The organism is Pseudoalteromonas obscura (assembly GCF_030135505.1).
GTDB classification, from domain to species: domain Bacteria; phylum Pseudomonadota; class Gammaproteobacteria; order Enterobacterales; family Alteromonadaceae; genus Pseudoalteromonas; species Pseudoalteromonas obscura.
In genome coordinates, this window is the sequence record NZ_JASJUT010000001.1 from 650,593 (window position 1) to 673,658 (window position 23,066).

A 23,066-nucleotide genomic window follows, 5' to 3' on the forward strand; every position below is an offset into this window, starting at 1 on the left:
TCGTTCACACTCTTTGAGCGTAACACTATTTATGAGTTTGAATGACACTTTTTATTTTTTTATATTTTATAAAACAGCCAATGAAACTAACCACACAAACCGCTTTCAGCACTAACAGGCTAAATGGACGCCACCAAGCCCCTGTACTTGCTTCTATTATGTCTGAAATACCAAAGGCAATAAAAGCTAATGAAGCAATTATGTTCACCGTAAAATAGGCATCTCTATGGCCTTTCATTAGCAAATTTATGATTAACCCAAGCGCTATGGCAAACCAGAGCATCGACTCAATATAGTTAAATTCCGAAATCGTCATTGTAACTGTTCACTCATTATTACCAGCTCCCAAAAATAAATCGACTCCATTTAAAGCTGCCCTGCCATATACCCAGTATGTTGCAAGTTTACTCTTTAATGTCACATGTTTTAAGCTTAATACTCAAAGGCCTAAACACACCTTCACTTATTAACGCAGCATAAAGTAAAACCACTAAATTGACTGACAATGCCCTTAACAAGGAAAAGTTCTCATAGGTATCAATATTGCTAAGTATTGCAATTAAGCCTACTACTAAGCCGATTAATGCACCACCATACATGAATTTAATTTGGCTTCGAAATAGCGCCGCCAAATATTTTGCTTCATCCCCACCAACCATCTCTTCTGTGAAAATGTATTTAAGCCCGGACAAAGACTTAAACATGCCATTTGTACCAAAAGTCACCATGGTTGCTGAATACAAAAATAATATGAGAAATACACCAGAAGTAACATCTAGGTAATTTCGTAAGCTTGCACCGAAATAAATTAACATGCCGACAGCACTGGATATCATTAACAATCCCACTACACTTTTCATAATTACTTTCCTCGTCCAATTTATTTCAATATCTGTTGAAGTTGCTTTAAGCTCTTGAGGAGAAAGTTCATAAACAGACGCCAGGGCCAACGTAGATTCAGCAGACGCCTTACCGTTAGCTTCTATACGCTGAATTGTTCTTACAGATAACCCCGTTGCTTTGGCAAGTACCTCCTGTGACCAGCCCTTTTCTTTGCGTAGTGTCTTTAACTTACTTGTAGAGAGAAACAATTCGATCTCCTTAAAAACTTTGAAAACAACGAACGTAATTATGCGTGCCTCACCTTTAACGTCTATTTCTATCTAACGACATTTAAACGCCACAGCATGACAAAGCTATAAATTCAGTATGTTATAAAAAAGCAGAACGCGATTCGGTTAAGCTACCTATTTAGGGTAGCGCAAGAAGATACGTTCTGATTTAAAGAACCACAACAGCTCGTGTTTACCACCATCAAAACAGGTGAATATTTAAGTGTAAAGGGTTCGATATCGCGCATGCTATTTTCGGTACAATTGCTAATTAAGAAAATACGTGACATAAATAAGTAGCACAACTGCTATATTGAAGGAGCAATTTTCATGATAAAGACCGCAGTTCTATTGCTTTTTACAGCTCAATTGATTGCATGTTCAAGCACAAAGACAACCCCACTCGAAGACCCCCCCTCTGTTGAAGAACTATTTAACCATGCTGCTTTTGAGCACCAATCCACAATTGAAGAACATGATATATTTTCTTTGCCCAAACAAGAGCAAGATAAATTCTTGGCGTACTTTAAGACAGCTCTCGATAAAGGCACTCGTCCAGATAAAGCTGTATTTAACTACCTCAAGAAACGACTTGATCAATTTACTTACGACGGCGCAACTCTAACAGCACGAGAATCTTTGGAGAAAAATGAAGGCAATTGCATATCCTTGGCAATATTAACTCAGGCCTATGCAACATTAGCAAAAGTAGAAACCACATTTAGAGAAGTAGGTACAGTCCCTGTTTTTCGAAAAAACAATAATACTATATTGATCTCTAATCACTTTCGCACCAAATTGTTAGCGCCGAATTCATCGAGTGCTGCCAATCAGTTTGAGATCATTCGCGCCGGCACTGTTGTCGATTATTTCCCAGCCCAAGACAGTTTTTTCATCGATACTGCAAGCTACGACGACCTAATAGCTAAATATTATGCAAACAAAGCAGTAGATTCTTTGCTAAACGAGAACTTCAATCAAAGCTATAGCTTTTTAACAAGCGCGCTGAACTATAGTCCAAATGATGCTGAGTTGATCAACATCGCCGCAATTTTACACCGCAGAAAAGGACTACAAAACGACGCTCTAGAATTATTTAAATTTGCAGATAAACATCATTTGACGAGTCAAAATTTAATTTCTAATTATTTATCGTTAGTGAAAAATCAAGATAATACAGAGCTGATAAATCACCTAGAAAACTTACTCGACAGCAGCGCCTCAACGCCGTTTGATAAAATTCAATTGGCTCAAAGAGCAATTAAAAAGGGTAGCTATAACAAAGCGATAAGAGAGTTAAAAGAAGTCATTGTTGAAACGCCCTATATTCCAGAACCCTACTTTGAACTGGCTCGTATCTATTATACCAAAGGCGAAATGGAAAACACTGAGCGATTACTTGCGCTTGCAATCGAAAAGTCTTCAGATCCCCAGAAACGTTCTTTGTTTCAAGCCAAACATGACGCAATATCGAAAAAGAAGCATTAGTATTTGGTAACTAAATAATGGTAACTACCTATTTATAAATGAGGCTATCTTGAGTGAGCGAAACACTCAATTACATTGGGTGCTCCACTCACATCAGATCAGCTCATAACCAAGCGCTAAACCCCGCCATGATTAGGCAAGGTTTAAATCACGCTGGCAGCTTATTCACAGCCCGCGAGTATACCGAGTGCAAACGTCACATAGCCTATGAATGCTCTATGTTATCGCCATACTCAAGCGTTTGGGGTTACTTAGAATATTGATGGCTTCGAACCTGTTTTCTAGTAAAGATCTTGTTGGTAATTTTCCAGCCCTGGCTAAGCTTTAATAGTAGGAAGTAGTCAGTATAAACCGTGTTATGAATGGTGATTGTTGCCTTTGCCATAGCCGAGTCACCCGTTACATCAATAGCGATTATCTCTCCCACACGGCTGTTTTTTTTACCCTCTTCAATACCACTGATGTAGGTTTGTCCCGACCAACGTCTAAACGCACCACCACTGTCAACAAACTGAAGCTCTAAACTGGGTAAAAATGCCTGCTCAACTAAAGCGGGCTTTCCTTCAGCAGTGCCATCAAAGTACCATTGAATCACTTGCTTTATTTGTTCGATATCTTCATTTGCGCCAGCTGTACTTATCTGCAACATAGCGGCTAAATACACCGCCATCACTTGAGTTATTCGCTTCATATTTATTCCTTGTTTTCTTTAAAAAACCTTCGTAATGCAAGAAGATAGATTTTGGATTGTGGGGTAATGTACAATCTTGATATACCCCATGTCATGTCTGACAAGTGACCGAACGTGACTTTAAATTATTCGCATATTTATCAAATAATTATAAAAATATGAAAGGAAGAAAATGCGCTGGAAGTTAGGCCAATTTTATTTTGATGCCAATAACAACATACTGAGCAAAGGGCAGCAAGAACACCTGCTAGAACCTAAAGTGGCTGAACTATTGAGTTATTTTTGTCAAAACCCACAGCGCGCGATTAGTCGAGATGAGTTAATTGAACAAGTTTGGTTTGGGCAGGTTGTAAGTGATAGTGCCATTAATCGCATAGTTGTAAAATTACGCAAGGCCCTTGACGACAATGACAAAATAAAGCGGTTTGTCGTCACTGTGCCAAAAGTTGGTTATAAATTTGCCATTAAGGTTGAAGCGACCACCCATAATGATGAACTTCATTTAGAAGACCCAGCTGACAAAAAGTCCTTGCTACACAAATCATCCCCTGTATATCGTTCAAAACACCTCTACTTGGTTCTGTGCTTTATCGCTGCCTGCATCACCTTTTCAGTATTTGTTTCTCAATCCGATATTACTCCCACTTACATTGATGCAAAGGTTTCTCCTTTATCTAGACTCTCAACTACCCAATTCGAAGGAGCTATGTCTCCAGATCTACGATACTTGGCGTTTTCAGCACCAACTGCCTTGGGTGTAAATCAGCTGCATATCCATGATAATCAAAACAACATAACTCATATAGTCAGCCCTGAAAGTGGAAAGGCCCACGATGCTTATTGGTCGGATGATGGGCAAAAGTTATTTTATTTGTTCGACCAAGGACAAGAGTGTGAAATCCACCAAATTGAGATATCAGAGGCAATTTTCAGCGCGCCCAAGGTGGTATATCAATGTGCAGACAGTCAGCTTAGAAGCGTTATCCATATGCCAAAGGAGCAAAAGCTCTTGTTCATTGAAAGAGATGCAGAGTATGCACCTTGGCAAGTCTACAGCATATCTTTAAACACTGTGGCAAAACGAAAAGTTGCTCAGCCAATCGCCAATGGCAAAGGAAACTATTATCTAGATAGAGATAGAAAGACAAACCGCATCTTGCTGTTACATGAATCGGCCCCCGGCATTAGCCAAGCTTTTGAATTGAACATCACAGATAGCACCTATCGTAGCTTATTGACCTTACCATATATGGTTCGCTCTGCACTTTGGGGACATGACCTCAACACCATAGTTCACCCCGGAGAGCATCCCTCATTTGACTTGGTGGCAACGAGTTTGGCATCAGGGCAACAGCAAGTTTTATATAGTGATTCAAGACGCATCACAGATCTCAATCGAATCAACAATGGCAAAGACTATTTGTTCTCCTCTTACATAGTAAACCGAGATATTCAAATTGACGGAGACGTCAATGCGCTATCCAATTCTTCTGTGATGGACTACCTACCTGCGATTTCGAATGACGCTAAGCAACTTGCGTTCATCTCCAAGCGCTCCGGATATAGTAAATTATGGCTGCAACAAATAGGCACCAATCAGCTGCGTTCAATTGAACTTGAAGATCAAGGGCGCTTGTTTTATCACCTTGATTGGTCTTTTGACGATAAACGACTCCTAGCTAATACAAATAAAGGCATAGTGATATACGATATAGAGCATCTTGAAGTACTAAAAGTAATTGATACCACACAAACCGTTACCGCCGCAGGTTGGTACTCTGATGAGGAGGTTCATTATAGTGAGTGGCACAAACAGGGTTGGCAGCTCAACCTGCTCAACATAAAAACCAACCAACTTCATGTGATGGATAACACGCATGCTTTTGTACTTGCAGACAAAGTGTCAGATGAGATGCACTATGTCCACTTTGACCAGCAACTATCTGCAACATGGCAAGGCACAGCGATAGATTCAAGCATGTGCTCAAGTGTGTTACGTCGTTACCGGATTAATTGGCAGTTCGACAATAACCGCATTTATTGTAGAAACCCTCAAAGCAATGCCATCATAGCAATTGATAATAAGGGCCAAACTGCGATCTTCCATCAAGATAACTATATTCCGTACCACTTTTCCGTATCACAATCGCATTGGGCAACATGGCAAGTGTCATCTTATGTCAGCGATATAATAAGAACCAATTTTAGTGATAAATCATAAAAAGTCATTTTAATTCATTGCAAGGTAACGTTTTAAAACCTCAAGACTGTCAATAATTCTCCTGTCAAAATAAAACGATAGGAGAATTCTATGTTTAAAGTTATCGGGTTACTATGGTTCGTGCTATTAGGCACTTTTACTGAGCAAGCTTTAGCTAAAATGTCCAACAGTGAAAAAGTACTGTTTATTTTATCTGCCGACAAACATGGCTACTATTTGCCTGAAGTCGTTGAGCCTTATCAACATATCATGAATAACGGATATACCGTCGAATTTGCCAGCCCAGATGGAAGTCCCGGTCGGCCAGTCGCCTACAATCTACTTTCTAAACAGGCTCAGGTTGACTACAAAATCATGCGTAAGGGCAGCAACATTGACCAGCCAAAACCATTAAAATCGATACAACCGAAAGACTACGTGGCATTTTATGTACCTGGTGGAGCTGGACCTATGTTTGACCTCGCCGGGCACCCTGAAATGGCCAGATTGTCTTTAGCATTTTTAGCCCAAGATAAAATCATTTCAGCTGTATGTCATGGACCTGCAGCGTTTGTAGATATAAAAAATGCAGACGGAACATACCTAGTATCTGGGCTTAAAGTTACAGCAAAATCAAACGCCGAAGAAGGACGTTGGGCTCGGAAAAATTACGCATTTTTATTACAAGATAAACTCAAAGCACAAGGCGCTAAGTTTGCGTATGCGGCACCGGGCGAGCCCTATGTCATTCACGATAATGGGGTATTGACTGGCCAAAATCCCAAATCAGCACTTCCCACAGCTATTGTATTGGTTGAATTGTTAAAACAAGGCCGCTCTTAAGCTCAAGCAGCCTGTCAAATGGCAGGCTCAACTGCATAAATTGAAACATTGATGAATCAAGTAGCACCTGTTGTACTATAGCCACCGAAATAGTGATTAATTATAGCCAATCCCGCAACTTAGAAACCACGCAAATATCATTAGTCACTCCTAGACACCTGCATCATTCGGTTTTATAAACATCTTTGGTTTTTAGCATATCAAAAACCCGCTTTTCACGAATTTCATCAAAGCCAACCTCTTTTACATACGATTTGGGATTACTAAAAGTGCCAAATAACAAATCCCAAACCGCAAACCCATAGTTTTGAGCATGGTGTAAACTTTTATGATGAACCCTATGCATTTCTGGGCGCTGGAGGATATACCCTAGCCAATACGGTGTTTTTAGATCGGCATGTATAAAAATATTGTACAGTGCCGCACAAATTAAACTAACAGCGGTACCTGACGCGTCAAGGCCCAATATAAAATAGCAACAAAAGGCATTTAAAAAAGTCGCTGCGGCCCCGTCAAATGGATGCATATAAAATGAAGTAAGTGCTTCAATACGCCTAGGGCTATGGTGCAACTGATGAAATGTCCGCCATAAAAAATCAGATTTATGCATCGCTCTATGCCACCAATAGGCAACAAAACTGGTTAAGACAAAACCCAACACGCCTTGAGCAAAAAAGTGTATATCTCGAAACTCTAATATCGATACTTCGCGAAATAAATCAACGAATATGAGCCCAATGCCAACGGTCGAGAATGACTGAAACAAGCTTATAGAAGAGGCTAAAACTAGCCAGCGACGATCGCAGCCATTCTTTGAAGCTGGCGCGATGACTTCTAGCGTAAACACACCAAGAAAAGCAACAATTACAATAATCAATGTGAGTAATTCCATTTCTACCTCATTTCCAACTTGTTGTACTAAACAGTCTCAAAAACAACAGGTTAAATCAATTATTTTTTACTAATGAAAAACGGGAGCTAGCTTCTTTTCTCTATACTCATAGTATGATTTCCTTGAAATACATCGCGCCTTGGCAAGAGGTAAATAGCCTTTTGAGATTTAAATAAGTGCTAAGCTAACAACATTCACAAAGTGTCATTTCCACTGTCGCTTTGCCAGACCCCAAATCACAAACAACATGAGGGACTGTACTATCAATGCACGATAGATATCCATGTGAAACGCCCCATGCAATAAAATTTCTCATTGTACAAACCAGCACCCGGTTCGATGCCCAACTAGCGATGCTTATATTGAGACGGGCAGTAACCTCGAATAACGTCTTTACTGCGTAGTTTGATATGCTTAGTCTTGCGCCCTGACACCCTTGTACGCCAAAGCTTGAAGCTGGACACTTTGAGCCTTTTATTCATAAATTGGATAACTTGTTTTTCATTAAGCCCAAACTGAAGATATATGGCTTCAAATGGTGTGCGATCTTCCCAGGCCATTTCAATGATCCTAGACTCGTCCTCTCCTGAAAACTGCATGTTTCCCTCTCACAAAACCTTGTTTTACGACCCTATATTCAATTTGGATCAGCCGTAAGAAGGGACTAAGCCCACATTACACTAAAATTGGCAATAGAGAAGCTGGGCTCCACTCGCCTATTCCGCACTTTTTATTTCGCTTGCCCAACGAGACCATGAAATACTGCGACCAGGAAATACAATCCGTGAAAAAGGCCACCGCTCTTGAAGCCAGATTAAGACTGTTTGATATAACGCCTTTTCAAGTTTAATACTGTCATCTCGAACCCATAAGTATACCTCACAATCATAGTTTGGCGATTGACTAGGGTCGATGTAAACAGAGCCAAGGCACTTATCCTGTGATTTATTGAATACCGAGTATGCAAATGCCTCTCGTGACTCAAACTCCTTTTTATGCACCTGTAAACTCTCTATATTTTCGTCAAGTGTCATATTGCGTTTAGGCCATTGTGAATTTGGGCCAAATATTCCTTGTAGCCTTTGCTGGCTGGACATCACAGCATCAAAATCCAACTGTGCTACTTGTTCTTCAAGCACCCGAAAGTAGAAGTTCGCCGATTCAAAATACAATGGGGGCTCAAATGTATCGGGAATAAATAGGTCTGTCATATTCAATCCAATGTGTATCTTTTCACCCTCATAGTTAGTGGGTATTTGTGTTTTTCTTACAAACTCATATTGCAGAAGCAGAGCCTGCCTTATTGTGATGCGCTGTTAGCAGTGCGTGGTGCATTCGCAACCCATAGAAATACAATCAGTCCAAATATGGATCCTATAATAAATCCAATACTTGGCAGTCCCATACCAATGCCTTGCAGCGATTTATCTGATACATGCAAAATAGCTGACAACTTTTTCCCACTGTCGCAGTCCGTATTTATTAGCTCAAGACTTAAATGCGTCAACGCACGTTCAGCATCTTTTACATAACGGTTAAATGTCCAAAAACTGATGATATAAAAGGAAAGCAATCCAATGGAGAATACAAAAGATGATCCACTCACGTGCCAAGGTAAAAATCGAATAGGTTTACCTATGTCCCTAAGCGGTATAGCTGCTGCAAATGCAAATGACCCAAATAAAACAGTAAGGAATAAATTAAACACTGTGGATGCCAAGCTAGCGTAGTTCATCGCTGTTTGTAATGTTAGTTCTAATATTTTCTGGTCCATACCATTTCCTATTGCAAGTTTTTGAACATCCAAAATTCGAGGGGATACCTATGTCATTAAAGAACTGCGAGACGCTTTTTGACTCTTACTATCGACAATATTCAGAGTGCCTTTTTAAAAAAACCCCTTGGTTTATAGTGCATACAAACGTTGTGTAATCCAATTGGTTCTTTACCTTTGGCATCATTCGCGTACTCACAGGAACAGCTTCTCCTGTGGTCAATATAAGATTACTCCCCTGATGGTAACTTCTCCAGTGATTGAATAAAGCATTTATTAATAATAAATAAGCGATATACTCGTAAAAAAGCGATAGTAGCTTCTCTTCCATCACAGCTAGACCTTCGTTGTGTAAAATGCTGCGGTTATCAGGCATCATGATTTCGACATAGTCTCGGGCCACCTTTAAAAAGCATATATGATCACACGAAGTCCACTCTACCTTTTGGCCATTATTTAGTTTTATTTTTGACTGTTTTTGCTGCTCGCTATACTCATCGAGTACTTGTTGTAAACGCTCAGCTCTTGACTGAGCCACTAATTTAAGTGAGCTATCGGTTTTATAAAAAACTGCATGTTGAAGAAAGAGAAGTAGTAAAGTGAAGCAACAAAATTATTAAACTAAAAATTTTCATAAAACCTCTTTAGCTATCCTCAAGCTAACAAACCAGTGTTCGAGGCCTTTAAGCCCCCGCTTTATCAGCGAGTCTTGCTCTCACTTCCATAAGTGCAAACCCTAAAAGGTTGAGACCTTTCCATGAGTTAGGGTTTTCACATGCAGGGTTATCTTGTGCCAACCCTATACCCCATATTTTGTCTACAGGGCTCGCTTCAACTATAACCCGATTACCAGTGTTGAGTAAAAAAGCCTCTAAGCCGGCATTTTGAGAAAACTTCGCCAGATTGGCGTTGACGACTATTTCGAAACGTTTTTCGTCCCATAAATTTTGTTCAAACCCCAGTACCTCGCGACCAATCGCCTTCGCTTTTGCTGGGCTGTGGGCACAAAGTACCTTCTCACAGGCATCATGATCACCAAACAACTTTGCTTTGTGATACATCATGTAATGCTCAGCCGTTAAAAATTCATTTCCATCTTCTTGGAATGTTGATTCATACCACTGACTGAAGCAGCTCTTTGATACTTTTCCGCTTTTTTCTTGATGTCCCCAGAAAAAAACATACTCCACTTTGTTTCCCTGATTGACAAAGTCAGCCAGTTTATCTTTCGTTCTAACTTTCAAATTTCTTCTCATATTTAACGTATTAACGCGTTTCGCACACAGGCTAAAAAAATGGCTAAATTTAATCAACCACGGTTCTGTAAATATATTTTGAAAACATAACCATTTGTCTGTTCTTGATACCCAATTAGTCAGGAGGCAGACACTAAACTAGAAATAGATGCTATCCCAAAATTCGCATTCAATTTGTGCCGGGAGTTTAACTTTATGTTCTATCTTAATGAGTCGAGTTGCAAAACATCAAACTCACCCATACCGTTACTAGTAGAAACACCTAGTAGGGATAGTACCGAGTTTATAGCCAGTTGCCCTTTGGGCTCTTGGTTGTACTGGTTTGTGTTTGAACACCACTTAACTTCAGTTTTTAACGGCCCCAACACAGTTTTACTATTAATATAAAGCACTGCTGACTGCGCCCCTATACCACCAAAATAATCACTTTCGATATAGGCTAGTGTTTTGTTGATAGATTCGCTTTTAAGCAGTTCGTGAAGTGAAGAAGAGAGTTTATAAAACTCTGGATAGGGGGCCTCTTTTTCTGAATTAACAAGCTCGTTTATGTCATCTAGTAGCTGATCAGATACTTGGATAACTGAATACCCTTGTTTGAGAACCACTAATTCTGCAACTACCCAATTTGATGCAATCTTACTAATAACATCACTTTTACCCACAATTGCGTGTATCACTTAGCCCCCAGTCTAATTCCTTAAAAATATATAACCACCTCAATATTAAAAGTTACACTAGTACTCAATTCGCTTTCCCTCACACACCCAATTATCTAATAGCTCATATTTTACAGGGAATAGAAAACGTGAAAAAAGCCGAACTATAAGTTCGGCCAATTTAGACAGTAGGATTAAAAGTAGGTTTCTTGAAGGGCAACAAAATCCACTTCACAACTGTTGTCAGCTTTTGAAAATATGCGCATTTTTTTACCTGACATCTGTGCAGCCAATATAACACTCAACATATGATTAACGGATGCTTCAGTCTTTTTACTATAAGTAATAACCCCAAATGGTCTTTCACTTTCTTTACAGGCTGACGTTCCAAGTGTAGAACCTTTTTCAAAGTACACTTTCACAGACTTATTATCAGAAAAGTCATAGACCTTTGTGCCAACCACTTTGCCAAAGGCAATATCGCCAGCAAATACATTTAAGGAGCAAGATAACGCCCCGAATAATAGAATTTTTCTTAACATTGTTTTTTACTCTACTTTTTAAATTGGGGAAATTATAACGCAAGGCGTAAGCGGAACAAAGTTACTAAAAGGAAAATAATATTAAGTTTTTTATATTTTAATGAATTCACCCCCACTTTATAAATTACTTAATATATCGCATTTATTAATAATACAAAGTCGTGTTTAGACCACTTTTATTCGTAGAGGCTCCGAAGTTCAAATCCAATAGCTAACTTTGTTTAGGGTTGTTAAAGAAGGGCATAAAGCCTGTGTAACAGGGTCATTAAACTCCTCGACAATGCCGTAGTAATTAATGAATCAATTAACAGATAAAGCTTTTAGCGCTCTTTTGTAAGGCGCGTGGAAAATGGATATGGGTAGAACACTGCTAAAATAGCACTCCCTTGATTTTTTGGTATAGTTCGAGCGGGATCCACACGCAGCACATTAAAGTTTTTATCTGTTACTTACACCAGCAATGCTAGTTTATCGTAGAAAAATTCTTTATTTTTATATACTCGATGTCGTTATTCCTGTTAGGAACTTTTGTAAACTTGCCTAGCTTTTCGATACAAAACTTGCCATTAACTCGATGACTTCCCTCTAAGACCTGTGCATAAAGTGTACTAGGAATTGCGCCTGGAGCTGGCTCCTCCCCCGCCTGTAAAACTCCAAAAACTTCATTGCTCCTCCACAATGTGATTCTAAGAAAAGGCGGATGGCCATTCCAAAGCGTCAACTCACCAACCACATTAGTGCAATCTTTTGCATGAGAATAGGCACTTCCCAACAATAAGAGCAATGGTACAATATATTTCACCATAGGTTCCGTTCGTTGTGTTGCAAGCTGTAACTATTACTTAAAAGAGATAAGGGCATACGATTTGCTCTCACTTTAATATGAAATACCTTCTATAATTTCTTTTAATCTAATTTTATTTCGTTCTGCGTTTTTACCTGAAAAAGCCAGCTCATTTTCCTCTATTGAATTTTTGAACCTCAATAAAATTGACTTTTGATATTCTGTCAATTCCCTCACTTTACTAGAGCCATAAATTACTCGAGCTTCTTGGAAAATAATACCATCAATAAATATCTGAGAGGACTCAGCACTATCCGCTAATATTTTCTCCCTTAGCTTTAGTAATATTTCTAACCTTTCAACGGTTAGAACACCAAGATGGTGAAAAAACTCTTCTTTGAGTTTTGCTTCATACTCCAAAGCAATGCCTCTTTCATTTGGCGATAAACTATTTAGATATTCTTTGGATGGTGTACTAGGCTTGCTAGCGAAACTACATGCACTGACTATCAACAAAACAAGAATAAAGCACTTCATATTTCACCATTCGTATATAACCCACTTATAAGCTGGGATTAAAAAATCAAAATAGACAAGTCAGTTTCCATCACAGGCATAGGTAGAACTTACTATTACGCACAATGGCAAAGTCATTCATGCTGTTTGAAAACGCGTGACCGCAAGTACTTGTCATATACCCTGCCGCACTTTTAAAAATGAATCTAGAACCGCAAAAGTAAAATTTTGAAATTCCGATTCACACTGCTCGTTTACACCGCAATTTGCAAAAGCAGTAATACTGACATCGCCATCGGGAATATAAATGTTTTGAGTAAAATAGCCAAACTCAGTACCACCATGGTGATAAAATGTCTTACCTCTTACCTTCTCCACCCAAACTCCAAGTCCATAGTGAAAATCAGATGAAGAATAAAAACGAGGCCCCCAAGACTTTACGAGGCTCTTCTCTCCTATCATTGTAGCTCTCACGCTACGACTAACAGTTCCGTTATCACGCACAATAGCTCTTAGTAGTTTTGCCATATCACTAACACTTGAAGCCAACGGTGCGTCAGAGGTCGCGGTTGTGCCTATAATTTCTTTTGTATCTACCCAAACATTCATGGGGAGTGGAAACGCGGGGTCTGAATCATTTATAAAGAAGCCCGAAGCCAGTTTAGGCATGTGCTTTTCAACACCTTTTGAGTAACTAGATGTCATTTTTAGTGGTTCGAGTATTTTGTTTCTAATCGCTACAGAGGGGTGTTGTTTTAATACTCGCTCTAATATGACTCCTGCTAAAGCATACCCAGTATTAGAATAAGCATATTCTTTCCCGGGCTTAAAATTAGCAGGCTGGTTCAAAGCAAAACCCAGAGGGAACATGTCTGTCGTAACTTTATCTTTTTGAGCAAATTGTGCTTTGAAAAAGGCATAATCACTGGCATCGTTATATTCGAAAATACCACTTGTGTGATTTAACAACTGCCTTATTGTCATTCGATCTGAATGCTGAATTTTCCCAAGCAATTGACGATCCAAGTATGTACTGATGGAAACATCTAGGTTGATCACACCTTCATCTGCCAACATGGCAGCCAACAAAGCAGTTAACTTTTTGCCGGCACTCCCATTGGGAATGACAATATCCGTTGTCATTGGCTGCTTTTTTTCCAAGTCTTTAAAACCTGCACTTCCGATATAAACACCGCCTTGTGATTTAACCAATAGAACGGCTCCGGGAATGTGTTCAGATATAAGATTGTCTAGCATAGGCTGATAGTTACTATGGTAGTCAACCTTCTGGATTAGGCTGTTGTTTGCCATAACCCTGCTGGGAATTGTAAAGTGAATGGTGATTAGCAGTACTAAAAAAACGTATTTATTCATTTGACTCATCCATGACTCAGAGATTTCTATGCGATGAAGAAGCTCGAGCCAAGTACATCCCTCTTTTTTAAAAGTACTTCTCTTAGTCTACTATTGCATTATCAAATAAAGGGCCACTAATATTATCGTTATCAGGCCGATTGCACTGCACCAATACCCTGAGCTAGACTCACCTTCAAAGTATACCGCTTGTTTATCTTTGGGGTATTCCCCAGCAGTAATTAATTTACAAATAGGCCAACCAATCCAATAGCATACTGTCCCATAAAAAACGTCAGCCAAGATATAACCTATTGCTCTAAAAACCCCTTTTGCTATTTCACTTAAGACATCTTCCATATTCACTCCTGTCTTTGCAACCGGACATACTCTATTTGTAACCATAGGTTCAAGCGCCTTAGGCCGTTCAACATGACGTAAAGACACCGCGCGCCTTTCCATATGGACCCATCAATACTATTTAGATTTCCAAGGCCGAATGAGGAAGATGCGCGCCAACTAGCAACAGAAGGCTGCCTTGGAACATTGCTATTTTCCCCAATACAAACGGTCTTTTGCGATAACTAGGGTCAATACCGAAAGACAAATCTGCTTTTTCTTTTGAGTCAGATACTATTGATATAATCTTCATAAATTCGACCACTAACTAATGTCTGTCTTGAGCATATAAAGTAGTTGGACAGAATTGAGTTAGTTCGAATATTGCTGGCCTCAGTCAACCTTAAATACTGATTGATAACGCGGGTTTGCAAGCTCATGAAAAACATCGTCTAAAAACTGTGCAAGTTTATCTTCTGCCAGCTCCGAAGGAATGACGACATCATATACTCTAGCCCTCATCCCCGTATCGGATTCAGTGTATAAAATCCATTCGTTCGCTTCACGATAAACCGACATAACTTTGCCGAATACATTAAATCTATGCTTCATGAGTTGCCTCAACCCCCAATTAAATCAGACCCGTAAAATTGATTAAAATACTGGCTAAAGCTCTGTAAGGCAAGAGTAAGCTCAATCACCTCGTTTTTGGACTCTTTGTCGTGTTTTATTTTAAATACATAAAGTTTAATAACTTCTAACAAAAAAGTTTAACTCTAAAGGCCAAAAAGAAAAACAGCTGGCACCCATACGCTCTAAACAAATAGATTTTTATAATGCGCAGATCCTGTGCCTAGAACCATGGTATTCCATAAAAATATAACTAGTGGATGGTACATGGCTACAGACTTTGAAATTTATCTATGCGGAGGTGTAGTCATTAAACTCTTTTGCGTTACTCAATTCTTGTTATACCAAACTAGCCAATCATTTGGCGCAGGATACGCTAATTTGTAGGATTCTAAATCGTCTTTGCTGGCATATTTTAGGTATATGCCAAAGTAATCCGATAAATACTCTTCTCCTATCCCCATGCGCCAAAACATGCTGTCCGAATCGTGTTCAGGATATTTTATCCAAGGAGGTATTGGGGGTGATAATTTGAGCTCATCGTCAAAGCGCTGCTTTAACATGGCCTGCCAGCTTTCTTCATGCTCTAGAAAAGCTTTCCAATCTTCATCGGACACACCTTTAGGGGGCCCTAATTCATGTGACGCCATAATAACTCCTGATATGATTAAACTTAAAATGACATAGTCAAACTACACTTGAATGCTTACGCCGACGCAAAAGGCACATTATGCCTACTGCCTCTATTCCTTTACTCAGTGGCCTATTCGCTACCACTGCAAGAACCTCCATTTCCTGAGGAGTCATCAATATCAGATTCGATGCTATATCTGGTTTTATTCTTGGACGAACGGAGGGAGCTTAAAATTAATAGCGCACCGAACGCAATTGTCATCCATCCAATATGCTCCGCCGGAGCTGAATTAATGTTTTTATAACCAATATATGTCAATACACAACCTATGGTAAACGGTATAAGCTTCACAGGTTTCCCTATCAATCTAACACCCAAAAAATGGACTAAAAAAGTTTGGCATTACTTAATTAGTAAAGCGATAAATAGCCGAGATTTTTACAAATCCGCCCTCAATGACTTGTTAGTTTATAAATTACACTTGGCATATTTAGCTTTAACTTCACTCCAAGCCGCGTGCGCATCAAAATCATCAACTAAACCTTTATTTTTTCCCGTAAACGCTGAGATACCATGCTGTATCATATACTTAGGTATATATTGAGGACTACCGAGTTTTTCCAGCTTATTGCATAATTTTTTCTTTTCAATTGGGTTATTCATCAAAGCAGCAAATGTGCTTTGTAACTCTTTTAACTCCAATTCCGAAAGTTGAGAAAGTGAGTTCATTCGTAACACCGAGATAGCTTGATGGGCGGACTTATCTTTAACCCTCAAAGTGTCATATTTGCCATAAGCTAAAGCAGCCAAAAGTAGCTCAGACGCTTTACCAAACTCGTTGTTTGATAAACATTCAGCAACCCCAATAAAAATATCGGCAGGACTTTGCTTGTTAGATAGCTCTGTCATTTCAACACATCGTGCTGGGGTAAATGCTTCTAAATTACCTTTAGCTTCAATATTGACCGTATCAGAGACACTATTGAATGAAAGAGCTCCGAACGCAACGCCTAAATACCATTTCATATAAAACTCCATTTATTATAATCAACACTCGCAGTATACGGTGCTTAAAAGTTTGGAAAGCACTAGCCATGAAGTTACGCAAACTAAAATGCTAGAAAGTAGTTAATACAACCCACTGCCAATTAACTTAAGCTCTACACCACAGACTGTATATAGGTAAGAGCTATTAAAAACAATATTAATCTCCTATCGAAAGGCAAAGGTAAATCACCAGAGAGTCCAAGCTTGCAACGTTTTTACGAATCTAACCTTGTAACCTTCAAAAGCAAGTTTATATCCATCCACTACTTGGCGATTAGCTTCGCTCTATAGTCGCCAGGAACTTCACTAGCACCAATAACTATTCTTTAACTGCACTTATTACTTTGTCAGCTAATGACATGTCCAAAACAATGCCGAACCCACAATCAACTGCACTCTGTTTTGCTTTTGAGATAGACACAATATCAACCTCGCTTACGTATAAGCCGACAACTTCTGCGTTCGCGTCATACTTAGTCGCTGTGCAGTGATAAGCTATGAAGTACATACTTTCATCCTCAAAAACTGCACTAATATTCAAAAGCAAGGAGACATTGTCGATTGTGATATTGATAGCTTTTTTTTCATTAGAAATAACAGCATAACCATCAACCCACTTTACATTTATGGGGTGTTCGATATCAACTGCCACTGATACTCCCGAGAGCATAGACAAAGCAACAAGACATAAGCTTCTTACTAGACGCTTCATGGATGACTAACGCTCGCTTTGCACTGCATGCAGGTTGAAGGGAGAGAGAAAGAACACAGGCTTGCTGTTTTGCGTCCTTGTTTCGTTTAAGTTATTAGGCACTTTAAAATCTTCTCCTATTATTTGTTAGTCACCGTAATGCTGACGCTCTTTGCGAACCTCAGTTGGGGTATCAGTTATATCCTCCAAACTATGATCCCACAATAGTTGTTAAATTGGTGATAGCATTTAGATTTTACTAGCCGAATATTCTCGAGAGTAGGCTTCGCTTTTTGCCTAACGTTTTATAGCCAAAGTAGGTCGTAGCTTGCAGGCTACTACCGGTAATTTCACTCCCCTTATTTAACGCTTGATTCACGACATTGAACTCAGCGCTGCGTGCGACAATACTATTAAAAATGTCCGCAAATTCAGATTCATTGTGATAAATTTCTGAGGCAATATCGATAGCCAATTTGTAGATAGGCTCTTCTGAATAAGCGTACTCGCCTTCTTTACCATAAACTTTATAGGTATTAGGAAAGTTCAAATCAAGTTTGTGACCCAAAACTATGCGACAGAATGCACTTGGTAAGAATGCTGAGACCCGCTCAGCCTCCGTAAGGTTTAATCCATGGTGTGTTAATCTGTCAGTGATATCCGAATCACTTTGGTCTTTATACTCCAAAAAGACAGGCAATACATCTTTGATTTTTTCTCGTTCAATCATATTCTGTGAGTACTCGCTAAGGGGTAGAAATATTGTGCGCCTAATTTGAGCAATTAAACAACCCGCTATTTATTCATTTATATTTAATTACTTAGTAATGACTCTTTAGCAAACAAGGTACACAAGCCAGCGACTTTATGCTCCTGACTTTTGCTTTTATCCGTTTTTTAGTTTCATCAATAGCATGAGACTCCGACAAACATAAAACCATAACGACCAGAACAGATATGATACCACCATCTACCCTAAACCTCGAAGCTCCGTAAACAAGCGAACAAAGTAGTATTTATTTGCCTCGAAATTGTACCCGGTATTCATAATTATCTCATATCCAATCAATGGTGAATGCTACGAACTAAACTATTGTACGAGAAATACCATTCATTACATACCTGTTGGATTAGCCTGAAATGCGCTCACCTTGCAGCCACGTTCTAGATCAATTTCGTCTGGTTCCTCAATTTACCTTGCTATATGCGCTGCTAATCGAACCGGTTTGATAGAAAGAGCACAAACCATTGGTATAGTTGACCTGAAACTCGAAGTCTTCAATTGAGGCTTGGTAGCCATTGAGTTTGGCAATTATGCGGTCGTGATACACTTTTGTATCAAGAGGGATCCAGTATTCAGCAACTTCACCATAAGTTAGTTGAATACTTTCAAACGGAATTCTGCTCACAGACTGTGGGACTGATATAGTGACAATGTCCATGAAACCATGGCCTTCAACTTCAACCCCTCTTTTTTTAATTGAAGTTTGAATGTCTAAACTTTGCGGTTCCGGGCAATTGGCAATTGATGCGCACGTTGTAAAAAGCAGACTTAGGATTAAAGAGTTCGTTATTTGCATACAACCTTGCTCTACTCAGTACGAATTTGTTGACAACAATATAAATTAAAGCGAGCCCAATAAGTATTTCAGCACCCTCGTTTTTACTCGTCTTGTTAGGCAACTTTAAAATATACAATACTTACAACCAAAACCAATACAATATATGCTAACAATTGTATACCTGCCTGACGGTGTTTACATGCAAGTGCAAGCACCGTTTTATTAGAAGCGCCTTGCAACAGTTTTACACCTTTTGAGGAGACAAAAGCGACGGGGACTTTAAAGTATTCTGGCGAACCTAATTGTGCCCAAATCTCAGGTTCAAGGTTTTTAACTGATTGATAGTACTTATATTCGGCCAAACCCGAACGCAGCATTAAGATTGCCCAAATGGTCACTAGACATATTGATATCAACATAACATACCTCTTTTAAACTACCAGTAAACTACATAAATGCTCAAAATACTAGAAGCGAGGCGCCACTCGCGACGCCTTGCTCGTATCACTCATTAAACTTAATTTTAGCGTTCAACCAAACTAAACCAGTTCCCTGAGTTATCAATAGCCATAGCTTCAACACCATAGAGCTGTTTTGTAGGTGGTTGAATAAACTCAACGCCTTTAGCCACAAGCTCTTCATAGGTTCTGTGGCAATTTTCAGTTTCGAAAACGCCCGCGCCAAATGCACCTTCTGTGATTAAATTGCGTATTTTCTCAGCGGCATCTTTGCTGAACATAGGCCCCTCTTTTGGCTCTGCTAGCACCAATTGAAGTTGTGGTTTAGATTTCGGGTGTACAGTTAGCCAGCGAAAGCCACCTTCTACTTTCATGTCATCACCGACCTCGAAACCAAGCTTATTTTGGTAAAAATCAAGCGCTTCTTCCTGATTCAGTACATATATTGTTGCATGCGCTATGGATGTAATCATTTAAATATTCCTTTGTTGTTGATTTGCCTTTATCTTATAGAAATAATCAACGTGATATTTCTCCAATATTGCTCACTTCTCCTATTTTCCCAAAAAGTGATAGGCATAACACGCTGGTATAGCCTGCGAAGGAAAGCGATAAGCCTCAGCAGACAATGCCCAAAGCTTACGGCGATACAGAGTTGGGGCCATACCGGTTTGCTTCAAAAACAATGAAGAAAAGCTGCCAAGACTTATGTAGCCTACTTTTTCGCAAACCTCTGATACACTAAAATTTTCGGTGATTAGCATTTTCTTAGCGCTTTCGACGCGAAGCCGAACCAAAAATTCATTTGGTGTTTCTCCATAGGTATCTTTAAAAGAGCGCAAAAAATGATATGGGGACATATGCGCATACTGCGCTATATCCGATAAGCTAAGTGGGGTATGATAATTACCAGCAATATATTCCCTACCTGCATTCAACCTTTTAAATTTATAGTTCGTAGCCATAAAGTAAACTCCTTGAACAACGTAAAATATAACGCGGGTTTAAGGTTTGAGCAACGAAGCTGTGATGTGGCTTTTTATCTTCCCCTTTCTCGTCAGCAGCTATTGCTAATAAATATTTTCGTAATCCAAAAGACCAGAAGTAATATATAGCGCTCTCGCTGCGCGTAGTCTTCTGCTGACTATGTTAACTGTTTCCTTTTGCTCTCGTATTAACCCTACACCGTTCAATCATAAAGTCGAAAATATCACTGTCTTTATATTGATGACTGTCATCGCAAGATAAGATTTGCTCGATAGAGCGACTAATTTCATTCGATTCATGAAAAAGAACCAGCTCCGGAAACTCCTCTTTCAGTCCAGTAAAATAGTCTTTTTGCAAAGCACTAAAGTGCTGAAACCTCGAGATTTTCTTTTCTATTGCTGCGGAGCTTCGACCTAAAAGTGATGAACGCTCGAATTCTCTATTAGCTCTTACTTGTTCTGGCACATGAAAGTAGACGTACTTAGTCGGGAACGACACTCGTTTTCCATCTAACATTTTTCGATAAAAGCTTACAATAGTGTCAAAGCATCCCCAATGCTCATCTGGGAAAGTTAGACCAAACCAAACCGGTTGAAAAACATCACCATCTAAAATAGATAGCATAGCGTCATTTGCAGAACGACTTGCAATGTGCCACCTTTCAATTTGTTTCTGGTAGTACCATAGGTCTGACTCTCTATTATCTTTACCAAATAATTTATTAACTTCAGGTACTACATAGCACCCATGCTCATCTTTTAATACTGAAGCGATTGTGCTTTTACCTACAGCAGGCGCCCCTTCAAAAGTTACTATCATTTCAGCTATATTCTCCGGTTAACTAATCAAGATAACTTCACCAAGGTAAAATTTGCAGCGATGGGGTGCCAGCCAGCTCTTTTACGCGGCTGTTTAAACAACCTTGCTTGGTATTACTTCCGAAACATCTCTAGAATCGCTAGGCATATTCAAAAAGCTTGACTCTAGCGCAATATCCTCTACGAAAATCCACTCAGCACTTTTTGAAACTTAATTTAAAGTGGACACTTTTAATCTTTTTAAACACTTTGGCGACACAAAAATCGTCAGCAATTGACGCTAATCAAAAGTCTCTTTACCTGCTTAAGTTGTTGACATAACTCGTCAATCATTGCCAGGATTTGAATCCCCTGCATCATCAGTGGAACATTTGCCATTGAGTGCAACTTGATAACTCATCCGAAAAGTTATGTTCGTGTTGGATATCTAAACTTTCTAAAAAACGCTCATCTGAATAGACAGTTAGGACATGTACCGTAGCGCCTCTGCTGCGCTCACATTACCGTTAGATTTATATCTCAAAAAAACTCTAGCTCTGAATCACATTTTTACTAGATAATTTACTTGTGGCTGCCAAGCATTCCACTTGCTATTTCATCTATTTCCGCGAACTTGACCGGTAGAGAAGGAATACTCCCTAACGCCATTATTGTATTTCTCAATTGTTTGTTCATATTACTCGTAGGGTTTTGCGCCCTTTTATAAGGACCACCATGCAAATCCCAATCGAAGACAAAAAAACCAAGCTTTGCAAAATCAGACCAAACTTCAGAGCTTCCCCAATTTGGAGATTCCAATTGCACCGCAACAGCATCATGATCTGCATAGTTTTTAATCACCAAGTTGGGTATTGTGCCTTCGCCTGCCGTTGCGAATAGAGCTATATTCCCTTCGCTATCACTAGCGAACCAGTCAAACTCTCGACCTTCCAATTCTTCTTCGTAGATGCTCATAGTTTATAGCCTGTCACACTTTGTCAAAATGCTTTAAATTATAACAAATTGAAGCTAAATGAAGGTATTTAATTTAACTTAGAGTAAGCTACAAACACTTTATGCTTTTAAGTGTTGTGTACTGAGGCAATTTAATTGATTTGAGTTAAATTTTAACCTTATCGCCACTGAGGCATATCGCAGTATTGCTCAACTTTACTCCTATATCACCAAGTAAAGCCGAGCAATTTACTGAAGTTACGGCAAGCTTCTAATTCTAGACACGGAGATCCGTCCATGTTGATCGCATTTACTTGAGTTGACACCAACCTGTATTGAGCCACCGCTTTTTTGTGCTGCTAAAAGGACTGATAGGATTTGGTCAACTTCAGCATCTCCTTGTCTGACAGCATAAAAAGCTGCGTCACAGTTTTTAGGATTGTGATGTGCTTTTTCTGTACGAAACAATATAAAGCCACCGGTGTAGCCAGTATTGATTTCCGCAACTTTTGTCGCCTGACTCCAATCATTCGCAAACGAAGGTATAGATAAAAATAGTAAAGCTGCTAATCCAATTAATTTCATTGTCCTCTCCATAGTGAGTTTAGTTAGTGTTATATTTTGTAATGCACAAAATTGTCATATTAAGGTGTAAATTATCACCCTTAATAACAACAGAAATTATAATTTAAAAACACACACAACAATACAACCATTTTAACTCAAAAAAATTAAATTTAAAAAACAAGAAAAAACTCACTTCACTTTTAACTTCAACTTTGATTATAAGTCCAGCAACACTTAAAATTAAACAACAAATAACAATGCTCAATGCGACATTAATGCTGCTTCAGAAGCTA

29 protein-coding genes are annotated in these 23,066 nt (G+C 39.1%); 3 read left to right on the top strand and 26 right to left on the bottom strand.

All coding sequences use genetic code 11. From position 1 onward, the window contains the following. Positions 1-25: 25 nt before the first annotated feature. Positions 26-238: a hypothetical protein gene (locus tag QNM18_RS02800; RefSeq protein WP_284136257.1), complete on the bottom strand. Its 213-nt coding sequence runs from the start codon at positions 236-238 to the stop codon at positions 26-28. A gap of 166 nt (positions 239-404) precedes the next feature. Next, complete coding sequence (locus QNM18_RS02805) at positions 405-1,091, bottom strand: helix-turn-helix domain-containing protein (protein WP_284136258.1); 687 nt, start codon at positions 1,089-1,091, stop codon at positions 405-407. Between the two features lie 351 nt (positions 1,092-1,442). Here QNM18_RS02805 and QNM18_RS02810 point away from each other — a divergent pair, with 351 nt between their 5' ends. Continuing rightward, entirely contained in the window at positions 1,443-2,600 is a 1,158-nt protein-coding gene (locus QNM18_RS02810) for a tetratricopeptide repeat protein (protein WP_284136259.1), read from the top strand. 247 nt (positions 2,601-2,847) lie between these two features. Here QNM18_RS02810 and QNM18_RS02815 read toward each other — a convergent pair whose 3' ends face one another. Continuing rightward, on the bottom strand, positions 2,848-3,291 hold the full coding sequence (locus QNM18_RS02815) for a nuclear transport factor 2 family protein (protein WP_211009292.1): 444 nt from the start codon (positions 3,289-3,291) through the stop codon (positions 2,848-2,850). Positions 3,292-3,463: 172 nt separating this feature from the next. Between QNM18_RS02815 and QNM18_RS02820 the strand changes: the two genes are divergently transcribed. Next, complete coding sequence (locus QNM18_RS02820; protein ID WP_284136260.1) at positions 3,464-5,512, top strand: winged helix-turn-helix domain-containing protein; 2,049 nt, start codon at positions 3,464-3,466, stop codon at positions 5,510-5,512. Between the two features lie 90 nt (positions 5,513-5,602). Beyond that, the gene (locus tag QNM18_RS02825; protein ID WP_211009290.1) at positions 5,603-6,334 is read left to right on the top strand and encodes a type 1 glutamine amidotransferase domain-containing protein; all 732 of its coding nucleotides are present in this window, start codon (positions 5,603-5,605) and stop codon (positions 6,332-6,334) included. Between the two features lie 163 nt (positions 6,335-6,497). Here QNM18_RS02825 and QNM18_RS02830 read toward each other — a convergent pair whose 3' ends face one another. From QNM18_RS02830 to QNM18_RS02940, 23 genes are all read right to left on the bottom strand, one after another. Continuing rightward, positions 6,498-7,226 carry a sterol desaturase family protein gene (locus QNM18_RS02830; protein ID WP_211009289.1) on the bottom strand — a complete coding sequence of 243 codons (729 nt, stop codon included), beginning with the start codon at positions 7,224-7,226 and terminating at the stop codon, positions 6,498-6,500. A 347-nt stretch (positions 7,227-7,573) separates the two neighbouring features. Beyond that, complete coding sequence (locus QNM18_RS02835; RefSeq protein ID WP_284136261.1) at positions 7,574-7,825, bottom strand: TIGR03643 family protein; 252 nt, start codon at positions 7,823-7,825, stop codon at positions 7,574-7,576. A gap of 117 nt (positions 7,826-7,942) precedes the next feature. Then, positions 7,943-8,437: a hypothetical protein gene (locus QNM18_RS02840; protein ID WP_284136262.1), complete on the bottom strand. Its 495-nt coding sequence runs from the start codon at positions 8,435-8,437 to the stop codon at positions 7,943-7,945. A gap of 89 nt (positions 8,438-8,526) precedes the next feature. Further along, complete coding sequence (locus QNM18_RS02845) at positions 8,527-9,000, bottom strand: hypothetical protein (protein WP_211009286.1); 474 nt, start codon at positions 8,998-9,000, stop codon at positions 8,527-8,529. Positions 9,001-9,088: 88 nt separating this feature from the next. Next, positions 9,089-9,538 carry a hypothetical protein gene (locus QNM18_RS02850; RefSeq protein ID WP_284136263.1) on the bottom strand — a complete coding sequence of 150 codons (450 nt, stop codon included), beginning with the start codon at positions 9,536-9,538 and terminating at the stop codon, positions 9,089-9,091. Between the two features lie 145 nt (positions 9,539-9,683). Next, a complete protein-coding gene (locus tag QNM18_RS02855; protein WP_247687228.1) occupies positions 9,684-10,244 on the bottom strand; it encodes an NADAR family protein in 561 nt (186 codons plus the stop codon). A gap of 212 nt (positions 10,245-10,456) precedes the next feature. Next, complete coding sequence (locus tag QNM18_RS02860; protein ID WP_284136264.1) at positions 10,457-10,933, bottom strand: hypothetical protein; 477 nt, start codon at positions 10,931-10,933, stop codon at positions 10,457-10,459. 173 nt (positions 10,934-11,106) lie between these two features. Further along, on the bottom strand, positions 11,107-11,454 hold the full coding sequence (locus QNM18_RS02865; protein WP_211009283.1) for a hypothetical protein: 348 nt from the start codon (positions 11,452-11,454) through the stop codon (positions 11,107-11,109). Positions 11,455-12,331: 877 nt separating this feature from the next. Continuing rightward, positions 12,332-12,775, bottom strand: coding sequence for a hypothetical protein (locus QNM18_RS02870; RefSeq protein ID WP_284136265.1), 444 nt, complete (start codon positions 12,773-12,775; stop codon positions 12,332-12,334). Between the two features lie 153 nt (positions 12,776-12,928). Next, positions 12,929-14,128, bottom strand: a complete 1,200-nt coding sequence (locus tag QNM18_RS02875) for a serine hydrolase domain-containing protein (RefSeq protein ID WP_284136266.1) — start codon at positions 14,126-14,128, stop codon at positions 12,929-12,931. 90 nt (positions 14,129-14,218) lie between these two features. Next, positions 14,219-14,554, bottom strand: coding sequence for a hypothetical protein (locus tag QNM18_RS02880; RefSeq protein ID WP_284136267.1), 336 nt, complete (start codon positions 14,552-14,554; stop codon positions 14,219-14,221). A gap of 285 nt (positions 14,555-14,839) precedes the next feature. After that, positions 14,840-15,058: a DUF7661 family protein gene (locus QNM18_RS02885; protein ID WP_211009279.1), complete on the bottom strand. Its 219-nt coding sequence runs from the start codon at positions 15,056-15,058 to the stop codon at positions 14,840-14,842. A gap of 347 nt (positions 15,059-15,405) precedes the next feature. Continuing rightward, positions 15,406-15,726: a hypothetical protein gene (locus QNM18_RS02890; RefSeq protein WP_211009278.1), complete on the bottom strand. Its 321-nt coding sequence runs from the start codon at positions 15,724-15,726 to the stop codon at positions 15,406-15,408. A gap of 452 nt (positions 15,727-16,178) precedes the next feature. Further along, positions 16,179-16,736 carry a hypothetical protein gene (locus tag QNM18_RS02895; protein WP_284136268.1) on the bottom strand — a complete coding sequence of 186 codons (558 nt, stop codon included), beginning with the start codon at positions 16,734-16,736 and terminating at the stop codon, positions 16,179-16,181. Positions 16,737-17,076: 340 nt separating this feature from the next. Further along, complete coding sequence (locus tag QNM18_RS02900; protein ID WP_284136269.1) at positions 17,077-17,469, bottom strand: hypothetical protein; 393 nt, start codon at positions 17,467-17,469, stop codon at positions 17,077-17,079. A gap of 238 nt (positions 17,470-17,707) precedes the next feature. Continuing rightward, complete coding sequence (locus tag QNM18_RS02905) at positions 17,708-18,178, bottom strand: hypothetical protein (RefSeq protein ID WP_284136270.1); 471 nt, start codon at positions 18,176-18,178, stop codon at positions 17,708-17,710. Positions 18,179-18,635: 457 nt separating this feature from the next. Next, a complete protein-coding gene (locus QNM18_RS02910) occupies positions 18,636-19,028 on the bottom strand; it encodes a hypothetical protein (RefSeq protein WP_284136271.1) in 393 nt (130 codons plus the stop codon). 95 nt (positions 19,029-19,123) lie between these two features. After that, the gene (locus tag QNM18_RS02915) at positions 19,124-19,429 is read right to left on the bottom strand and encodes a hypothetical protein (protein WP_284136272.1); all 306 of its coding nucleotides are present in this window, start codon (positions 19,427-19,429) and stop codon (positions 19,124-19,126) included. Between the two features lie 104 nt (positions 19,430-19,533). Then, positions 19,534-19,941, bottom strand: coding sequence for a VOC family protein (locus QNM18_RS02920; RefSeq protein WP_211009271.1), 408 nt, complete (start codon positions 19,939-19,941; stop codon positions 19,534-19,536). 81 nt (positions 19,942-20,022) lie between these two features. Then, entirely contained in the window at positions 20,023-20,433 is a 411-nt protein-coding gene (locus QNM18_RS02925; RefSeq protein ID WP_211009270.1) for a helix-turn-helix domain-containing protein, read from the bottom strand. 184 nt (positions 20,434-20,617) lie between these two features. Further along, positions 20,618-21,274, bottom strand: coding sequence for an ATP-binding protein (locus QNM18_RS02930; protein WP_284136273.1), 657 nt, complete (start codon positions 21,272-21,274; stop codon positions 20,618-20,620). Between the two features lie 560 nt (positions 21,275-21,834). Then, positions 21,835-22,227: a hypothetical protein gene (locus tag QNM18_RS02935; RefSeq protein ID WP_284136274.1), complete on the bottom strand. Its 393-nt coding sequence runs from the start codon at positions 22,225-22,227 to the stop codon at positions 21,835-21,837. Between the two features lie 237 nt (positions 22,228-22,464). Further along, positions 22,465-22,791 (bottom strand): hypothetical protein, encoded by a 327-nt coding sequence (locus QNM18_RS02940; RefSeq protein ID WP_211009267.1) that lies wholly within the window; start codon positions 22,789-22,791, stop codon positions 22,465-22,467. Positions 22,792-23,066: the final 275 nt, after the last annotated feature.

Excerpts from the sequence above, each read along its gene's own strand:
- QNM18_RS02820 (WP_284136260.1), top strand. The coding sequence starts at position 3,464 with ATGCGCTGGAAGTTAGGCCAATTTTATTTTGATGCCAATAACAACATA.
- QNM18_RS02825 (WP_211009290.1), top strand. The coding sequence starts at position 5,603 with ATGTTTAAAGTTATCGGGTTACTATGGTTCGTGCTATTAGGCACTTTT.
- QNM18_RS02935 (WP_284136274.1), bottom strand. The coding sequence starts at position 22,227 with ATGAGCATCTACGAAGAAGAATTGGAAGGTCGAGAGTTTGACTGGTTC.
- QNM18_RS02915 (WP_284136272.1), bottom strand. The coding sequence starts at position 19,429 with ATGTTGATATCAATATGTCTAGTGACCATTTGGGCAATCTTAATGCTG.
- QNM18_RS02890 (WP_211009278.1), bottom strand. The coding sequence starts at position 15,726 with ATGGCGTCACATGAATTAGGGCCCCCTAAAGGTGTGTCCGATGAAGAT.
- QNM18_RS02840 (WP_284136262.1), bottom strand. The coding sequence starts at position 8,437 with ATGACAGACCTATTTATTCCCGATACATTTGAGCCCCCATTGTATTTT.
- QNM18_RS02835 (WP_284136261.1), bottom strand. The coding sequence starts at position 7,825 with ATGCAGTTTTCAGGAGAGGACGAGTCTAGGATCATTGAAATGGCCTGG.
- QNM18_RS02875 (WP_284136266.1), bottom strand. The coding sequence starts at position 14,128 with ATGAATAAATACGTTTTTTTAGTACTGCTAATCACCATTCACTTTACA.
- QNM18_RS02900 (WP_284136269.1), bottom strand. The coding sequence starts at position 17,469 with ATGAAGCGTCTAGTAAGAAGCTTATGTCTTGTTGCTTTGTCTATGCTC.
- QNM18_RS02895 (WP_284136268.1), bottom strand. The coding sequence starts at position 16,736 with ATGAAATGGTATTTAGGCGTTGCGTTCGGAGCTCTTTCATTCAATAGT.
- QNM18_RS02830 (WP_211009289.1), bottom strand. The coding sequence starts at position 7,226 with ATGGAATTACTCACATTGATTATTGTAATTGTTGCTTTTCTTGGTGTG.
- QNM18_RS02925 (WP_211009270.1), bottom strand. The coding sequence starts at position 20,433 with ATGGCTACGAACTATAAATTTAAAAGGTTGAATGCAGGTAGGGAATAT.
- QNM18_RS02920 (WP_211009271.1), bottom strand. The coding sequence starts at position 19,941 with ATGATTACATCCATAGCGCATGCAACAATATATGTACTGAATCAGGAA.
- QNM18_RS02810 (WP_284136259.1), top strand. The coding sequence starts at position 1,443 with ATGATAAAGACCGCAGTTCTATTGCTTTTTACAGCTCAATTGATTGCA.
- QNM18_RS02870 (WP_284136265.1), bottom strand. The coding sequence starts at position 12,775 with ATGAAGTGCTTTATTCTTGTTTTGTTGATAGTCAGTGCATGTAGTTTC.
- QNM18_RS02910 (WP_284136271.1), bottom strand. The coding sequence starts at position 19,028 with ATGCAAATAACGAACTCTTTAATCCTAAGTCTGCTTTTTACAACGTGC.
- QNM18_RS02885 (WP_211009279.1), bottom strand. The coding sequence starts at position 15,058 with ATGAAGCATAGATTTAATGTATTCGGCAAAGTTATGTCGGTTTATCGT.
- QNM18_RS02930 (WP_284136273.1), bottom strand. The coding sequence starts at position 21,274 with ATGATAGTAACTTTTGAAGGGGCGCCTGCTGTAGGTAAAAGCACAATC.
- QNM18_RS02940 (WP_211009267.1), bottom strand. The coding sequence starts at position 22,791 with ATGAAATTAATTGGATTAGCAGCTTTACTATTTTTATCTATACCTTCG.
- QNM18_RS02905 (WP_284136270.1), bottom strand. The coding sequence starts at position 18,178 with ATGATTGAACGAGAAAAAATCAAAGATGTATTGCCTGTCTTTTTGGAG.
- QNM18_RS02845 (WP_211009286.1), bottom strand. The coding sequence starts at position 9,000 with ATGGACCAGAAAATATTAGAACTAACATTACAAACAGCGATGAACTAC.
- QNM18_RS02865 (WP_211009283.1), bottom strand. The coding sequence starts at position 11,454 with ATGTTAAGAAAAATTCTATTATTCGGGGCGTTATCTTGCTCCTTAAAT.
- QNM18_RS02815 (WP_211009292.1), bottom strand. The coding sequence starts at position 3,291 with ATGAAGCGAATAACTCAAGTGATGGCGGTGTATTTAGCCGCTATGTTG.
- QNM18_RS02800 (WP_284136257.1), bottom strand. The coding sequence starts at position 238 with ATGAAAGGCCATAGAGATGCCTATTTTACGGTGAACATAATTGCTTCA.